This is a genomic window from uncultured Escherichia sp. (genome assembly GCF_948475835.1).
Lineage (GTDB): Bacteria > Pseudomonadota > Gammaproteobacteria > Enterobacterales > Enterobacteriaceae > ECMA0423.
On the sequence record NZ_CAOLGM010000105.1, the window covers coordinates 1 to 16952 of the forward strand.

At 51.0% G+C, this 16952-nt stretch carries 15 protein-coding genes; 8 read left to right on the top strand and 7 right to left on the bottom strand.

The genetic code is table 11. The annotated features are described in order from the left end of the window. The 4 genes from rsmG to asnC form a co-directional block, all read right to left on the bottom strand. A partial coding sequence (gene rsmG, locus QZF50_RS17795; protein WP_137505088.1) for a 16S rRNA (guanine(527)-N(7))-methyltransferase RsmG occupies positions 1-582 on the bottom strand: 582 nt, incomplete at its 3' end. A 63-nt stretch (positions 583-645) separates the two neighbouring features. Next, a complete protein-coding gene (gene mnmG, locus QZF50_RS17800) occupies positions 646-2535 on the bottom strand; it encodes a tRNA uridine-5-carboxymethylaminomethyl(34) synthesis enzyme MnmG (RefSeq protein WP_000499788.1) in 1890 nt (629 codons plus the stop codon). Between the two features lie 378 nt (positions 2536-2913). Next, positions 2914-3357 carry an FMN-binding protein MioC gene (mioC, locus tag QZF50_RS17805; protein ID WP_000763731.1) on the bottom strand — a complete coding sequence of 148 codons (444 nt, stop codon included), beginning with the start codon at positions 3355-3357 and terminating at the stop codon, positions 2914-2916. Between the two features lie 89 nt (positions 3358-3446). Then, entirely contained in the window at positions 3447-3905 is a 459-nt protein-coding gene (gene asnC, locus QZF50_RS17810) for a transcriptional regulator AsnC (protein WP_000432970.1), read from the bottom strand. Positions 3906-4056: 151 nt separating this feature from the next. Here asnC and asnA point away from each other — a divergent pair, with 151 nt between their 5' ends. After that, on the top strand, positions 4057-5049 hold the full coding sequence (asnA, locus tag QZF50_RS17815; RefSeq protein ID WP_000845103.1) for an aspartate--ammonia ligase: 993 nt from the start codon (positions 4057-4059) through the stop codon (positions 5047-5049). 4 nt (positions 5050-5053) lie between these two features. On the opposite strand, the gene viaA is transcribed toward asnA, so the two are convergent. Beyond that, complete coding sequence (gene viaA, locus QZF50_RS17820) at positions 5054-6505, bottom strand: ATPase RavA stimulator ViaA (protein WP_000956630.1); 1452 nt, start codon at positions 6503-6505, stop codon at positions 5054-5056. Continuing rightward, the gene (gene ravA, locus QZF50_RS17825) at positions 6499-7995 is read right to left on the bottom strand and encodes an ATPase RavA (protein WP_001315921.1); all 1497 of its coding nucleotides are present in this window, start codon (positions 7993-7995) and stop codon (positions 6499-6501) included. The genes viaA and ravA overlap by 7 nt, the downstream gene beginning before the upstream one ends. A gap of 222 nt (positions 7996-8217) precedes the next feature. Here ravA and kup point away from each other — a divergent pair, with 222 nt between their 5' ends. The 7 genes from kup to rbsR all read left to right on the top strand — a co-directional run bounded on the left by kup (position 8218) and on the right by rbsR (position 16121). After that, complete coding sequence (kup, locus tag QZF50_RS17830; protein WP_000102319.1) at positions 8218-10086, top strand: low affinity potassium transporter Kup; 1869 nt, start codon at positions 8218-8220, stop codon at positions 10084-10086. 166 nt (positions 10087-10252) lie between these two features. After that, positions 10253-10672 carry a D-ribose pyranase gene (gene rbsD, locus QZF50_RS17835; protein WP_000715936.1) on the top strand — a complete coding sequence of 140 codons (420 nt, stop codon included), beginning with the start codon at positions 10253-10255 and terminating at the stop codon, positions 10670-10672. Positions 10673-10679: 7 nt separating this feature from the next. Continuing rightward, positions 10680-12185, top strand: coding sequence for a ribose ABC transporter ATP-binding protein RbsA (gene rbsA / locus QZF50_RS17840; RefSeq protein WP_000387753.1), 1506 nt, complete (start codon positions 10680-10682; stop codon positions 12183-12185). Positions 12186-12189: 4 nt separating this feature from the next. Beyond that, a complete protein-coding gene (rbsC, locus tag QZF50_RS17845; protein WP_000211858.1) occupies positions 12190-13155 on the top strand; it encodes a ribose ABC transporter permease in 966 nt (321 codons plus the stop codon). Between the two features lie 24 nt (positions 13156-13179). Beyond that, positions 13180-14070 carry a ribose ABC transporter substrate-binding protein RbsB gene (rbsB, locus tag QZF50_RS17850; protein WP_001056273.1) on the top strand — a complete coding sequence of 297 codons (891 nt, stop codon included), beginning with the start codon at positions 13180-13182 and terminating at the stop codon, positions 14068-14070. 125 nt (positions 14071-14195) lie between these two features. Then, the gene (rbsK, locus tag QZF50_RS17855) at positions 14196-15125 is read left to right on the top strand and encodes a ribokinase (RefSeq protein WP_061892611.1); all 930 of its coding nucleotides are present in this window, start codon (positions 14196-14198) and stop codon (positions 15123-15125) included. A 3-nt stretch (positions 15126-15128) separates the two neighbouring features. Then, positions 15129-16121, top strand: coding sequence for a ribose operon transcriptional repressor RbsR (gene rbsR / locus QZF50_RS17860; protein ID WP_000224470.1), 993 nt, complete (start codon positions 15129-15131; stop codon positions 16119-16121). Here rbsR and QZF50_RS17865 read toward each other — a convergent pair. Further along, positions 16087-16952 (bottom strand): MFS transporter (locus QZF50_RS17865; protein ID WP_290388936.1); only part of this gene is annotated, 866 nt, incomplete at its 5' end. The two genes, rbsR and QZF50_RS17865, sit on opposite strands and share 35 nt — an antisense overlap.

Consider the following 16952-nt stretch of genomic DNA (forward strand, 5'->3'; position numbering starts at 1 on the left):
ATCCAGGGCTGGAACCTGAAGTTTAACCACTGATTCGACCTGATATTCTTCGGGCAACAAAGCGATTTCATCTTCCGGCATTTGCCCTTTTAGCGCGTAGAAACGGCCTTGCTCACCAGGAAGATGGTGGCACCAGCTCACCATATCGTTCAGAGAGGCAAAAGCGCGGCTAATTACGCCATCAAATGGCGGCTCTGAAGGAAACTCTTCTACCCTGCTCTGTACTGGTTCAATATTCTCCAGTTTAAGCTCATGTTGCACCTGACGAAGGAAACGCACGCGTTTACCAAGGCTATCCAACAGAGTGAAATGGGCTTCAGGACGCACGATAGAGAGTGGAATGCCAGGCAGTCCAGGACCGGTGCCGACATCGATAAACCGTTCACCTTGCAGATACGGTGCCACCACAATGCTATCGAGAATATGGCGTACCAGCATCTCATTAGGATCGCGGACCGAAGTCAGGTTGTACGCTTTGTTCCATTTATGCAGCATATTCACGTAGGCAATAAGCTGGTTTTTCTGGTGATCGGTAAGCGAAATACCTGCGTCTTTCAGCAGTAAGGAGAGTTTGTTGAGCACGGTGATTACCTGTTCTTGATGCGTTGCCTGGTAAGCGGGTGCTTACCAGGCATTTTTAATGCGTTATGCGCTACGACGCAGCATACCCTGTTTTTTCAGCCACACCAGCAGAATGGAGATGGCCGCAGGCGTGACGCCAGAAATACGCGAAGCCTGGCCGATAGAGGCTGGTTTGTGATCGTTAAGTTTGGCGATCACTTCGTTAGAAAGACCGGATACCTGGCGGTAATCCAGTGTCGCGGGTAGCAGGGTGTTCTCGTTACGCAGCTGCTTTTCGATCTCATCTTGCTGGCGCGCGATATAACCTTCGTATTTAACCTGAATCTCAACCTGTTCCGCCGCCTGTTCGTCTGTCAATGCAGGGGCAAACGGCGTCAGCGTGGTTAATTTTTCATAAGTCATTTCCGGACGACGCAGCAGATCTTCACCACTGGCTTCACGGGAAAGCGGCGCAGTCAGGTGAGCATTCACTTCGGCTGCAGCTTCCGCCGACGGGGTTACCCAGGTCGATTTCAGACGCTGACGCTCACGCTCGATATTCTCAAGTTTCTCGTTAAAGCGCGCCCAACGTTCGTCATCCACCAGGCCCAGTTCACGACCGATTTCAGTCAAACGCAGATCCGCATTATCTTCGCGTAGCATCAGACGATATTCTGCGCGCGAAGTAAACATACGATACGGTTCTTTGGTTCCTAAAGTGCACAGGTCATCAACTAGTACGCCGAGATACGCCTGAGAACGTGCCGGAGCCCAACCTTCTTTGTCAGCAGACAGACGGGCAGCGTTAAGACCGGCCAGCAAACCTTGCGCAGCGGCTTCTTCGTAACCGGTAGTGCCGTTAATCTGACCAGCAAAGAACAGCCCCTGGATAAACTTGCTCTCCAGCGTCGGTTTCAGGTCGCGAGGATCGAAGAAGTCATACTCAATGGCATAACCCGGACGCACGATCTTCGCGTTTTCCATCCCCTGCATAGAGCGGACGATTTGCATCTGCACATCGAACGGCAGGCTGGTGGAGATACCGTTCGGATAAATTTCATTAGAGGTCAGTCCTTCCGGTTCAAGGAAGATCTGATGCTGATTTCTGTCGGCGAAGCGCATGACTTTGTCTTCGATCGACGGGCAGTAGCGTGGGCCGACACCTTCGATCACCCCTGCATACATTGGGCTACGATCGAGGTTACTGCGGATCACATCATGGGTTTTCTCGTTGGTATGAGTGATATAACACGGCACCTGCTGGGGATGCTGGGACGCATTGCCCATAAACGAGAATACCGGCATTGGGTTATCGCCATGCTGTTGCGCCAGCACACTAAAGTCGATAGTTCGAGCATCAATACGCGGTGGTGTCCCGGTTTTCAGACGACCAACGCGCAGCGGCAGTTCACGCAAACGGCGAGAAAGCGGAATGGACGGCGGATCACCAGCACGGCCACCGCTGTAATTATCCAGACCGATATGAATTTTACCGTCGAGGAACGTCCCAACGGTGAGCACGACGGCTTTGGCACGGAACTTCAGTCCCATTTGGGTAACAGCACCGACCACGCGATCGTTTTCGACAATAAGATCTTCAACCGCCTGCTGGAAGATCATCAGGTTCGGTTGGTTCTCCAGCGCCGTACGTACCGCCTGACGGTAGAGCACACGATCCGCCTGAGCTCGGGTAGCGCGAACCGCCGGTCCTTTGCTTGCGTTTAGTATCCTAAACTGGATACCCGCTTGATCGATCGCTTTCGCCATCAGACCGCCGAGTGCATCCACTTCTTTTACCAGATGTCCCTTCCCAATACCGCCGATCGCCGGGTTGCAGCTCATCTGCCCCAGAGTGTCGATATTGTGTGTCAAAAGCAGAGTCTGTTGACCCATACGCGCCGCGGCCATCGCGGCCTCGGTGCCTGCATGACCCCCGCCAATGATGATGACGTCAAAAGGATCCGGATAAAACATGGTGATTGCCTCGCATAACGCGGTATGAAAATGGATTGAAGCCCGGGCCGTGGATTCTACTCAACTTTGTCGGCTTGAGAAAGACCTGGGATCCTGGGTATTAAAAAGAAGATCTATTTATTTAGAGATCTGTTCTATTGTGATCTCTTATTAGGATCGCACTGCCCTGTGGATAACAAGGATCCGGCTTTTAAGATCAACAACCTGGAAAGGATCATTAACTGTGAATGATCGGTGATCCTGGACCGTATAAGCTGGGATCAGAATGAAGGGTTATACACAACTCAAAAACTGAACAACGGTTGTTCTTTGGATAACTACCGGTTGATCCAAGCTTCCTGACAGAGTTATCCACAGTAGATCGCACGATCTGTATACTTATTTGAGTAAATTAATCCACGATCCCAGCCATTCTTCTGCCGGATCTTCCGGAATGTCGTGATCAAGAATGTTGATCTTCAGTGTTTCGCCTGTCTGTTTTGCACCGGAATTTTTGAGTTCTGCCTCGAGTTTATCGATAGCCCCACAAAAGGTGTCATATTCACGACTGCCAATACCGATTGCGCCAAAGCGGACCGCAGAAAGATCGGGCTTCTGTTCCTGCAATGCTTCATAGAAAGGAGAAAGGTTGTCCGGAATATCTCCGGCACCGTGGGTGGAGCTGATAATCAGCCAGATCCCCGAGGCAGATAAATCTTCCAACAGCGGACCGTGCAGCGTTTCGGTGGTAAAACCCGCCTCTTCCAGCTTTTCAGCCAGGTGTTCTGCTACATATTCGGCACCGCCGAGGGTGCTGCCGCTGATAAGAGTGATATCTGCCATAAACCGCCACCTTTATTAAGAGTGGCGTATTGTACGCTGTGAACGCGTTGGGATCTACCTGTGGAAAAGTATGGGATTAAAAAAGCCGATTATGGCTTGATGGTACGCATGATCGGGTTTTGCAGGACGATCAATGTCTCGGTGGACTGAATTTCATCAATTGTTTGGATCTTGTTGATAAGTACATGCTGGAGAGCGTCGATCGAACGGCACATCACTTTTATAAAGATGCTGTAGTGGCCGGTTGTGTAATAGGCTTCAGTGACTTCATCAAGGCTTTCCAGCTTTGCCAGCGCGGAAGGGTAGTCTTTGGCGCTCTTTAATATAATGCCGATAAAGCAGCCTACGTCATAACCGAGCTGCTTCGGGCTGACATCAATACGCGCCCCGGTAATGATCCCCGCCTGCTTCATTTTCTCTACTCGAACGTGAATCGTCCCCGGACTGACGCCAAATTGTTTCGCCAGTTCGGCGTAAGCGGTGCGCGCATTGCCCATTAATGCTTCCAGGATGCCACGGTCCAGATTGTCGATCAGATAATTTTCCATAGGATTTTCTTATGCAGATTGATGATTCATTCTATTTTAGCCTTCTTTTTTAATGAATCAAAAGTGTGTTAGGCTTTTTATTGAATGATTATTGCATGTGTGTCGGTTTTTGTTGCTTAATCATAAGCAACAGGACGCAGGAGTATAAAAAATGAAAACCGCTTACATTGCCAAACAACGCCAAATTAGCTTCGTGAAATCTCACTTTTCTCGCCAACTGGAAGAACGTCTGGGGCTGATCGAAGTCCAGGCGCCGATTCTTAGCCGTGTGGGGGATGGCACGCAGGATAACTTGTCGGGCTGTGAAAAAGCGGTGCAGGTAAAAGTGAAAGCTCTGCCTGATGCCCAGTTCGAAGTGGTTCATTCACTGGCGAAGTGGAAACGTCAGACCTTAGGGCAACACGACTTCAGCGCGGGCGAAGGACTGTACACGCACATGAAAGCCCTTCGCCCCGATGAAGACCGTCTTTCTCCGTTGCACTCGGTCTATGTTGACCAGTGGGACTGGGAACGCGTAATGGGCGACGGTGAGCGTCAATTCTCGACTCTGAAAAGCACGGTAGAGGCGATCTGGGCGGGAATTAAAGCAACCGAAGCTGCGGTTAGCGAAGAGTTTGGCCTGGCACCGTTCCTGCCGGATCAGATCCACTTCGTACACAGCCAGGAGTTACTGTCTCGTTATCCGGATCTCGATGCCAAAGGGCGTGAGCGGGCGATAGCGAAAGATCTTGGCGCGGTATTCCTTGTCGGGATTGGCGGCAAGCTGAGCGATGGTCATCGCCACGACGTGCGCGCACCGGATTATGATGACTGGAGCACCCCGTCAGAGCTGGGTCATGCGGGTCTGAACGGCGATATTCTGGTGTGGAACCCTGTACTGGAAGATGCGTTTGAGCTTTCTTCCATGGGGATCCGCGTGGATGCCGACACGTTGAAGCATCAGTTGGCGCTGACCGGTGATGAAGATCGTCTGGAGCTGGAGTGGCATCAGGCGCTGCTGCGCGGTGAAATGCCGCAGACCATCGGCGGCGGTATCGGCCAGTCTCGTTTGACCATGCTGCTGCTGCAACTGCCGCATATCGGCCAGGTTCAGTGTGGTGTATGGCCAGCTGCTGTTCGCGAGAACGTCCCTTCTCTGCTGTAATAATTTATCGCCGCCAGCGTCTGAGCAGGCGGCTTCGCATCCCGGTATCAAAGCGCCAGATATGATCGAAAATGCGCATGATGCCGGGTTTGCCGTGTGCCGACATCGCCACGGCATGAAAGCGATGCTGATGTACCCGCTGCAGCTCTTTCACTTTACTCGTCACGTCGTCAGGCAACCGCTGAGCGATAAAATCAGAAATCACCACCGCGTCGGCATCAAACCATTCCCTGCTTTGCAAGCGTTCCATAATGGCGCGAAAACAACTGGCAAGATCGGTGCCGCCACGAAACTGCTGGCTTAAAAAACGGATTGCTTGTTCGATGCCTTGTGGGCCTGAAAGCTCATAACGGACGATCTCGGTGGAAAATAGCATAATATAGCAGCGCCGGTTTTCAGCGAGAGCAATGCGCATCAAGGCCAGGCAGAACGCTTTCGCACACTGTTCATTAAAGCCGCCCATTGAGCCGGAAGTATCCACACAGACAATAAACGGCCCGCGCGGCTGTTCATCGTAATCTTTATGTACCACCGGACGTTCGATCACTTTTTCACGCCACGACTCACCGTGCAGGCGATAGGTGAGCAACTGTTTTTCCACCAGCCGACGGTAAAACTCATACTCCAGTTCCGTTATCCCTAGTGTCGCCAGTTCTGGCGGCAGGAGACGTAAAATATCATCGCTTTGTTGCAGACCATCAACCTGCTCAGGAACAGTTGCCGGTTCGCGCACCATGGTGCGGAAGGCTTCCATCTGCGCATCGTTACGCGGTATTGATTTGGCTTCCCGGGAACGCCCCAGCTGTTCTGCCAGGCGTTTCAGTTCCGGCTGTTCGTTAAGAAATTCACCGTATTTCACAATCAACTGATAGTCGCCACGTTTAAGCTGACCGGCGCTCATATCCCACAGACGACCAGCTGCGGTATTGTTATCTGCGAGAATCGGTTCAAGTTGTCCGCTCAGCGTCATGCGTTCCTGAACTTCACTTAACAGTTGTTCGCGTTCTTCTTCTAATAGCTGTTGATTTAACGTCGTTGCTTGCACGATCAGACTTAAACGCCAACGCTGGAGGAAAAGCGTATGTAACGCTGAAGTGATCGTGCTGTTAGCATCAACCAACTGTCGGGCTTGTTCTGCCCATGGGGAATTCAGACGATGCAGTAAGTCCAGGATCTGTGGTAGCTGCACAATAAACTGCGGCGTGGAGAGGAGCTGGCTTTGCTGATAGCACATCACCTCTTCGGTGAGTTCCGGCGGGACTCGGGCATCTTTCAGCCGACTGCGCAGCGCCTCACGCCAGCGGGGAACATCATCAGTGATTGCCGCCTTCAGTCGTGGGAATTTTTCAAAGAAGACTGCCAGCTGCGGTGAGGCCAGCAGCGCGATGATCATCTCTTCGATCAATCCCTCTTCGCTGACGGCCAGCATCACATTAAGCGTATCCAGCGTTAGCATTGTTGTGCCTGGCGAATCTGTGCGCCGACATCCTGTAGGCTGGCTTCAATGCGACCTAACCAGTCGCCAGGGATAAACAGACATTTTTGCTGTTCGCTGAATAAAGCGTGTTGCTTGCGCCAGTCACTTTCAAGCTCTTCCAGTTGTTGTTTTATTTCACCTGGCAGACCTTCAGCCGATGAACCGGGAAGTGCCAGCGTACTGCCTTGTAAACTTACATCGCGTACAACAAGATGTTGGGCGCTATCCACTTCCAGATTCAATTTCTGGGCAAAGCCGATACCGTTCAGTTTGCCGCGAATTTCACCACCTTTACTCAGCCACTGTTCCAGCGCGTTACGCTCAAAGGAGATATGAACCACTTCCATATCATGCAATTTTAACGGTTTTTGCAGCAGCAGAGTCAGAGTGGAAGCAGTAACGTTAACAGGAAGTTGATACTGCTGACGACGGCTGAAAATGCCGCCCAGACGAATTACCGTTAAGGCTGTTTTATCGCTTTGTTGCTGCTGGAGTTGCAGGTGACGTTGCACAATCGCGCCAAGGCGAGTCAACATCCCTTGCTGTTGCCAGGCGTGACCGGTCATCAATACATCAATTTGTTGTTGTATCAAATTCAGGCTTTGCGCGTCATACCACAGGCAATCTTTCAGCAAAATGAGATCTACCGGGGCAACAGCACTGCGACCGCTAAAAAAGGCGCTGGCCTGCAATAAGCGGATCGCTTTTTTCCAGCGACGATCCGAGACATAAGGCGCATCCGGTAATTTATCCAGTTGCTGGCGCAGCATAAAAATCAGCTCAAATACATGATCGGGCAGCGTAATTTCACCAATCTCTTTCTGCCAGCGTTCATATTCTTCATCTGTGACCTGCAAGGCATCAGGAACCGGATTGTCGTTTTCATCCTGTTGACTGGTCAGCATGGAGCGGAAATTCGCTTTATCCTGCACTTTATCTAACCACAGACGAATCAGCATGCGGTCATATAACGCTTCCAGACTGCTGTCTGCTTCCGGCAGCTCGTTGGAGGCCGCCACCAGCAGACGCATCGGGATTTTTTCTACGTGTGCACCGTTGCGGAACTGGCGCTCGTTAATGGCGGTGAGCAAGGTATTAAGAATTGCCGGGCCCGCTTTCCAGATCTCATCCAGAAAGACAATTTCTGCTTCCGGCAGGTAACCGCTGGTTAAACGTTCATAGCGCCCTTCATCTTTTAGCGCCTGAATAGAAAGGGGACCAAAAACTTCTTCCGGCGTGGAGAAGCGGGTCATCAGATATTCAAACGCGCGGGCATTCTGAAAGGCGAATTTTAAGCGCCGGGCGATCAAACTTTTGGCAATACCTGGCGGGCCAAGGAGGAACACACTTTCACCACTTAATGCCGCTAATAAACACAAGCGGATGGCGTGGCTACGTTCATAAAGCCCCTTTTCCAACGAACTGCTCAGGCGGGAAATTCTTTCCGCTAATAAATGAGGGTGAGCCATAATGAAGTGGCGTCCTTTCGTCAAAAGTTCTGCGTAAATTGCGAGTATAGACGTTTCTTGCTGGTGGCTAAAATAGTCTCAAAGGGGGGGTATTTTTCTTTGAGCCAGGTTAATGTGGCCGCATTTAGGAGTACGATTTTGCCGTTAATCGTGCATACTGTGCGCTTTTTTGTGGGCCAAGGGACTAAGCACACATTTCATATTTCAACGAAAGACTAGTCTATGAGCACTGATAATAAGCAATCATTGCCCGCGATTACCCTCGCGGCGATTGGAGTTGTCTACGGCGATATTGGTACCAGCCCGTTATATACACTTCGTGAATGTTTGTCCGGCCAGTTTGGTTTTGGCGTTGAACGCGATGCCGTGTTTGGCTTTTTATCGCTGATCTTCTGGCTGCTAATCTTTGTGGTTTCCATTAAATATCTCACCTTCGTGATGCGGGCAGATAACGCCGGTGAGGGGGGGATCCTGACGTTGATGTCGCTTGCCGGGCGTAATACGTCGGCGCGAACCACATCAATGCTGGTGATTATGGGGCTAATCGGCGGCAGCTTTTTCTATGGTGAAGTCGTCATAACACCCGCTATTTCGGTGATGTCAGCCATTGAAGGTCTGGAAATCGTCGCCCCGCAGCTGGATACCTGGATAGTTCCCCTCTCAATTATCGTTCTCACTTTATTATTTATGATTCAAAAACATGGCACGGCTATGGTCGGTAAGCTGTTTGCGCCGATCATGCTGACCTGGTTTTTGATTCTGGCAGGACTGGGGTTACGTAGCATTATTGCTAACCCGGAAGTGCTGCATGCGCTGAATCCAATGTGGGCGGTGCATTTCTTCCTTGAATACAAAACGGTTTCTTTTATTGCATTAGGGGCAGTGGTGTTGTCGATTACGGGGGTCGAGGCGCTGTATGCTGATATGGGGCACTTTGGTAAGTTCCCTATTCGCCTGGCGTGGTTCACCGTCGTATTACCTTCCTTGACCCTTAATTACTTCGGTCAGGGAGCGCTGTTGTTAAAGAACCCGGAAGCGATTAAGAACCCGTTCTTCCTGTTGGCACCGGACTGGGCGCTGATCCCGCTGCTGATCATCGCCGCACTGGCGACGGTAATTGCCTCGCAGGCGGTTATCTCTGGCGTCTTCTCATTGACGCGTCAGGCGGTACGTCTGGGATATTTGTCGCCGATGCGCATTATTCACACCTCCGAAATGGAGTCAGGGCAAATCTATATTCCGTTTGTGAACTGGATGCTCTATGTCGCGGTCGTGATTGTGATTGTCAGCTTTGAGCACTCCAGCAACCTGGCGGCGGCGTACGGGATTGCGGTGACCGGAACCATGGTGCTGACGTCTATTCTCTCGACTACCGTGGCACGTCAGAACTGGCACTGGAATAAGTATTTTGTTGCGCTGATCCTGATTGCTTTCCTTTGTGTCGATATTCCATTGTTCACCGCTAACCTCGATAAACTGCTCTCCGGCGGCTGGTTGCCATTGAGCCTCGGTACGGTGATGTTTATCGTGATGACCACCTGGAAGAGCGAGCGTTTCCGCTTGCTGCGGCGGATGCATGAACATGGTAACTCTCTGGAAGCGATGATTGCTTCGCTGGAGAAATCACCGCCTGTTCGCGTGCCCGGGACCGCGGTGTATATGTCGCGTGCAATCAACGTCATTCCCTTTGCGCTGATGCATAACCTTAAACATAACAAGGTATTGCATGAGCGGGTGATTCTGTTAACTCTGCGTACCGAAGACGCGCCATATGTCCATAATGTCCGTCGGGTACAGATTGAACAACTGTCGCCCACTTTCTGGCGCGTGGTGGCAAGTTATGGTTGGCGAGAAACGCCAAACGTGGAAGAAGTTTTCCACCGCTGCGGTCTGGAAGGATTAAGTTGCCGGATGATGGAAACCTCCTTCTTTATGTCGCATGAGTCGTTGATCCTCGGCAAACGCCCGTGGTATTTGCGTCTGCGCGGCAAGCTGTACTTGCTGCTGCAACGTAATGCGCTGCGTGCACCAGATCAATTTGAAATTCCGCCAAACAGGGTTATCGAACTGGGTACTCAGGTCGAAATCTAACGCCAGACGCCTCCTTTCTCCATAAGGGGGCGTTTTTGTTTTCATGGTTAATCACCATGTAAAACGTTTCGAGGTTGATCACATTTCCGTAACGTCACGATGGTTTTCCCAACTCAGTCAGGATTAAACTGCGGGTCAGCGAAACGTTTCGCTGATGGAGAAAAAAATGAAAAAAGGCACCGTTCTTAATTCTGATATTTCATCGGTGATCTCCCGTCTGGGACATACCGATACGCTGGTGGTGTGTGATGCTGGTTTACCCATCCCCAAAAGTACAACGCGTATCGATATGGCATTAACCCAGGGTGTACCTTCTTTTATGCAGGTGCTGGGCGTCGTCACAAATGAAATGCAGGTCGAGGCTGCCATTATCGCGGAAGAGATCAAACAACATAATCCGCAACTCCACGAAACGTTGCTCACTCACCTTGAGCAGCTGCAAAAACACCAGGGAAATACCATTGAAATTCGTTACACCACGCATGAACAATTCAAACAACAAACCGCAGAAAGTCAGGCGGTAATTCGCAGCGGAGAATGTTCTCCGTATGCGAATATCATTCTCTGTGCTGGCGTGACGTTCTGAGGCCGTCATGGAAGCATTACTTCAGCTTAAAGGCATCGATAAAGCCTTCCCGGGCGTAAAAGCCCTCTCGGGCGCAGCGTTAAATGTCTATCCGGGCCGCGTGATGGCGCTGGTGGGCGAAAACGGCGCGGGTAAATCCACCATGATGAAAGTGCTTACTGGTATCTATGCTCGCGATGCCGGCACGCTTTTATGGCTGGGGAAAGAAACGACATTTACCGGGCCGAAATCTTCCCAGGAAGCCGGGATTGGGATTATCCATCAGGAACTGAACCTGATCCCGCAGTTGACCATTGCCGAAAACATTTTCCTCGGTCGTGAGTTTGTTAATCGCTTTGGCAAAATTGACTGGAAAACCATGTATGCCGAAGCGGATAAATTGCTGGCTAAACTTAACCTGCGCTTTAAAAGCGACAAGCTGGTGGGCGATCTTTCCATCGGTGACCAGCAAATGGTTGAAATCGCCAAAGTGCTGAGCTTTGAGTCGAAAGTCATCATTATGGATGAACCGACCGATGCGCTGACCGATACCGAAACCGAATCCCTGTTCCGCGTCATACGCGAGCTGAAATCGCAAGGCCGCGGTATTGTCTATATCTCCCACCGCATGAAAGAAATCTTCGAGATTTGCGATGACGTTACCGTTTTTCGTGACGGGCAATTTATTGCTGAGCGCGAAGTGGCATCACTGACCGAAGATTCGCTGATTGAGATGATGGTGGGCCGCAAGCTAGAAGATCAATATCCACACCTGGACAAAGCGCCGGGAGATATCCGCCTGAAAGTCGATAATCTCTGCGGACCTGGCGTTAACGATGTCTCTTTTACTTTACGCAAAGGCGAAATTCTTGGCGTCTCTGGTTTGATGGGCGCAGGTCGTACCGAACTGATGAAAGTGCTCTACGGCGCACTACCGCGCACCAGCGGTTACGTCACCCTGGATGGGCATGAAGTCGTTACCCGTTCACCGCAGGATGGCCTGGCAAGCGGCATTGTGTATATCTCCGAAGACCGTAAACGTGACGGTTTAGTGTTGGGCATGTCAGTAAAAGAGAACATGTCGCTGACAGCGCTGCGCTACTTCAGCCGCGCTGGCGGCAGTTTGAAGCATGCCGATGAACAGCAGGCTGTGAGTGATTTCATTCGTCTGTTTAATGTGAAAACACCGTCGATGGAACAGGCAATTGGTCTGCTTTCCGGTGGCAATCAGCAAAAAGTGGCGATTGCCCGCGGTCTGATGACACGCCCCAAAGTGTTGATCCTTGATGAACCTACCCGTGGCGTAGATGTCGGCGCGAAAAAAGAGATCTATCAACTGATTAACCAGTTCAAAGCCGATGGCTTGAGCATCATTCTGGTGTCATCGGAGATGCCAGAAGTATTAGGCATGAGCGATCGCATCATCGTCATGCATGAAGGGCATCTCAGCGGGGAATTTACTCGTGAGCAGGCCACCCAGGAAGTGTTAATGGCTGCCGCTGTGGGCAAGCTTAATCGCGTGAATCAGGAGTAAAAAAATGACAACCCAGACTGTCTCTGGTCGCCGTTATTTCACGAAAGCGTGGCTGATGGAGCAGAAATCGCTTATCGCTCTGCTGGTGCTGATCGCGATTGTCTCGACGTTAAGCCCGAACTTTTTCACCATCAATAACTTATTCAATATTCTCCAGCAAACCTCGGTGAACGCCATTATGGCGGTCGGGATGACGCTGGTGATCCTGACGTCGGGCATCGACTTGTCTGTAGGTTCTCTGTTGGCGCTAACCGGCGCAGTTGCTGCATCTATCGTCGGCATTGAAGTCAATGCGCTGGTGGCTGTCGCTGCCGCTCTCGCGTTAGGTGCCGCAATTGGTGCGGTAACCGGGGTGATTGTAGCGAAAGGTCGCGTTCAGGCGTTTATCGCTACGCTGGTTATGATGCTTTTACTGCGCGGCGTGACCATGGTTTATACCAACGGTAGCCCAGTGAATACCGGCTTTACTGAGAACGCCGATCTGTTTGGCTGGTTTGGTATTGGTCGTCCGCTGGGCGTACCGACGCCAGTCTGGATCATGGGGATTGTCTTCCTCGCGGCCTGGTACATGCTGCATCACACGCGTCTGGGGCGTTACATCTACGCGCTGGGCGGCAACGAAGCGGCAACGCGTCTTTCTGGTATCAACGTCAATAAAATCAAAATCATCGTCTATTCTCTTTGTGGTCTGCTGGCATCGCTGGCCGGGATCATTGAAGTGGCGCGTCTCTCCTCCGCACAACCCACGGCGGGGACTGGCTATGAGCTGGATGCTATTGCTGCGGTGGTTCTGGGCGGTACGAGTCTGGCGGGCGGAAAAGGTCGCATTGTTGGGACGTTGATCGGCGCATTAATTCTTGGCTTCCTTAATAATGGATTGAATTTGTTAGGTGTTTCCTCCTATTACCAGATGATCGTCAAAGCGGTGGTGATTTTGCTGGCGGTGCTGGTAGACAACAAAAAGCAGTAATAACGACTACAGGACATCTTGAATATGAACATGAAAAAACTGGCTACCCTGGTTTCCGCTGTTGCGCTAAGCGCCACCGTCAGTGCGAATGCGATGGCAAAAGACACCATCGCGCTGGTGGTCTCCACGCTTAACAACCCGTTCTTTGTATCGCTGAAAGATGGCGCGCAGAAAGAGGCGGATAAGCTTGGCTATAACCTGGTGGTGCTGGACTCCCAGAACAACCCGGCGAAAGAGCTGGCGAACGTGCAGGACTTAACCGTTCGCGGCACCAAAATTCTGCTGATTAACCCGACCGACTCCGACGCAGTAGGTAATGCTGTGAAGATGGCTAACCAGGCGAACATCCCGGTTATCACTCTTGACCGCCAGGCAACGAAAGGTGAAGTGGTGAGCCACATTGCTTCTGATAACGTACTGGGTGGCAAAATCGCCGGTGATTACATCGCGAAGAAAGCGGGTGAAGGTGCCAAAGTTATCGAGCTGCAAGGCATTGCTGGTACATCCGCAGCCCGTGAACGTGGCGAAGGCTTCCAGCAGGCCGTTGCTGCTCACAAGTTTAATGTTCTTGCCAGCCAGCCAGCAGATTTTGATCGCACTAAAGGTTTGAACGTAATGCAGAACCTGTTGACCGCTCATCCGGATGTTCAGGCTGTATTCGCGCAGAATGATGAAATGGCGCTGGGCGCGCTGCGCGCACTGCAAACTGCCGGTAAATCGGATGTGATGGTCGTCGGATTTGACGGTACACCGGATGGCGAAAAAGCGGTGAATGATGGCAAACTAGCAGCGACTATCGCTCAGCTACCCGATCAGATTGGCGCGAAAGGCGTCGAAACCGCAGATAAAGTGCTGAAAGGCGAGAAAGTTCAGGCTAAGTATCCGGTTGATCTGAAACTGGTTGTTAAGCAGTAGTTTTAATCAGGTTGTATGACCTGATGGTGACATAAATACGTCATCGACAGATGAACGTGTAATATAAAGAAAAGCAGGGCACGCGCCACCCTAACACGGTGGCGCATTTTATGGACATCCCGAATATGCAAAACGCAGGCAGCCTCGTTGTTCTTGGCAGCATTAATGCTGACCACATTCTTAATCTTCAATCTTTTCCTACTCCAGGCGAAACCGTAACCGGTAACCACTATCAGGTTGCATTTGGCGGCAAAGGCGCGAATCAGGCTGTGGCTGCTGGGCGTAGCGGTGCGAATATCGCGTTTATTGCCTGTACGGGTGATGACAGCATTGGTGAGAGCGTTCGCCAGCAGCTCGCCACTGATAACATTGATATTACTCCGGTCAGCGTGATCAAAGGCGAATCAACAGGTGTGGCGCTGATTTTTGTTAATGGCGAAGGTGAGAATGTCATCGGTATTCATGTCGGCGCTAATGCTGCCCTTTCCCCGGCGCTGGTGGAAGCGCAACGTGAGCGTATTGCCAACGCGTCAGCATTATTAATGCAGCTGGAATCACCACTCGAAAGTGTGATGGCAGCGGCGAAAATCGCCCATCAAAATAAGACTATCGTTGCGCTTAACCCGGCTCCGGCTCGCGAACTTCCTGACGAACTGCTGGCGCTGGTGGACATTATTACGCCAAACGAAACGGAAGCAGAAAAGCTCACCGGTATTCGTGTTGAAAATGATGAAGATGCAGCGAAGGCGGCGCAGGTACTGCATGAAAAAGGTATCCGTACTGTACTGATTACTTTAGGAAGTCGTGGTGTATGGGCTAGCGTGAATGGTGAAGGTCAGCGCGTTCCTGGATTCCGGGTGCAGGCTGTCGATACCATTGCTGCCGGAGATACCTTTAACGGCGCGTTAATCACGGCGTTGCTGGAAGAAAAACCATTGCCAGAGGCGATTCGGTTTGCCCATGCTGCCGCTGCGATTGCCGTAACACGTAAAGGCGCACAACCTTCCGTACCGTGGCGTGAAGAGATCGACGCATTTTTAGACAGGCAGAGGTGACGCTTGGCTACAATGAAAGATGTTGCCCGCCTGGCGGGCGTTTCTACCTCAACAGTTTCTCACGTTATCAATAAAGATCGCTTCGTCAGTGAAGCGATTACCGCCAAAGTTGAAGCGGCGATTAAAGAACTCAATTACGCGCCATCAGCCCTGGCGCGTAGCCTCAAACTCAATCAAACACATACCATTGGCATGTTGATCACTGCCAGTACCAATCCTTTCTATTCAGAACTGGTGCGTGGCGTTGAACGCAGCTGCTTCGAACGCGGTTATAGTCTCGTCCTTTGCAATACCGAAGGAGATGAACAGCGGATGAATCGCAATCTGGAAACGCTGATGCAAAAACGCGTTGATGGCTTGCTGTTACTGTGCACCGAAACGCATCAACCTTCGCGTGAAATCATGCAACGTTATCCGACAGTGCCTACTGTGATGATGGACTGGGCTCCGTTCGATGGCGACAGCGATCTTATTCAGGATAACTCGTTGCTGGGCGGAGACTTAGCAACGCAATATCTGATCGATAAAGGTCATACCCGTATCGCCTGTATTACCGGTCCGCTGGATAAAACTCCGGCGCGCCTGCGGTTGGAAGGTTATCGGGCGGCGATGAAACGTGCGGGTCTCAACATTCCTGATGGCTATGAAGTCACTGGTGATTTTGAATTTAACGGCGGGTTTGACGCCATGCGCCAACTGTTATCACATCCGCTGCGTCCTCAGGCCGTCTTTACCGGAAATGACGCTATGGCTGTTGGCGTTTACCAGGCGTTATATCAGGCAGAGTTACAGGTTCCGCAGGATATCGCGGTGATTGGCTATGACGATATCGAACTGGCAAGCTTTATGACGCCACCATTAACCACTATCCACCAACCGAAAGATGAACTGGGGGAGCTGGCGATTGATGTACTCATCCATCGGATAACCCAGCCGACCCTTCAGCAACAACGATTACAACTTACTCCGATTCTGATGGAACGCGGTTCGGCTTAGATTTACGCTGTCTTTTGATCAAATTATTACCATCGGTTGTTTTCAGAAGCATGAACATTGCTGCTGAAGCAACAGTAATAATGCCCATCGTGATAAACGTATAGTGGAATTGTTCGACAGTCGTTGTGCCTTCCATCCCTTCATAAACGCGAAGGACGGCCGCACTTACAGCAACGCCTAAACTAATCGACAGTTGCTGCGTGACCGCCAGAACACTGTTACCGCTGCTGGCGTTGTCATCGGTCAGATCGGCAAGTGTGATGGTATTCATCGCGGTAAATTGCGTCGACATAGCCATCCCTAATATAAACAACGGCAAGATCAGCATCCATATCGCCATTGCCGGTGATTGCAAAGAGAACTGAGCGATCATTAGCCCAATAATCACCGTGATCCCCACTAACGTATGGCGATAGCCCAGACGACGTAAGACTTGGGTAACCATCGATTTTGCAATAATGGAACCTAACGCTGTCGGTGCCATCATACAGCCGGCAATAAACGCCTGATAACCAAATCCTACCTGTAACATCAATGGCATAAGGAACGGTACACAACCGGTCCCCAGACGGGTTGCAATATTGCCTACGATACCGATCGAGAAAGTGCGGGTTTTAAATAAATCTAATGAAATTAATGGGTTTGGCGTGTGTCGCGCATGGAGAATATAGAGAAGCAGTAACCCGATGCTGGTGACAATTACCGTCAAGGCAATCCAGCTGGCGACAATCTTTTCCCCGAATAGCTCTATTCCGCTTGAGAAGAGAACAAGGCTGAGGCCAAACAGCAAAAAGCCAGTGATATCGAATCTGCGTCGTGCGGTGGTGAAAT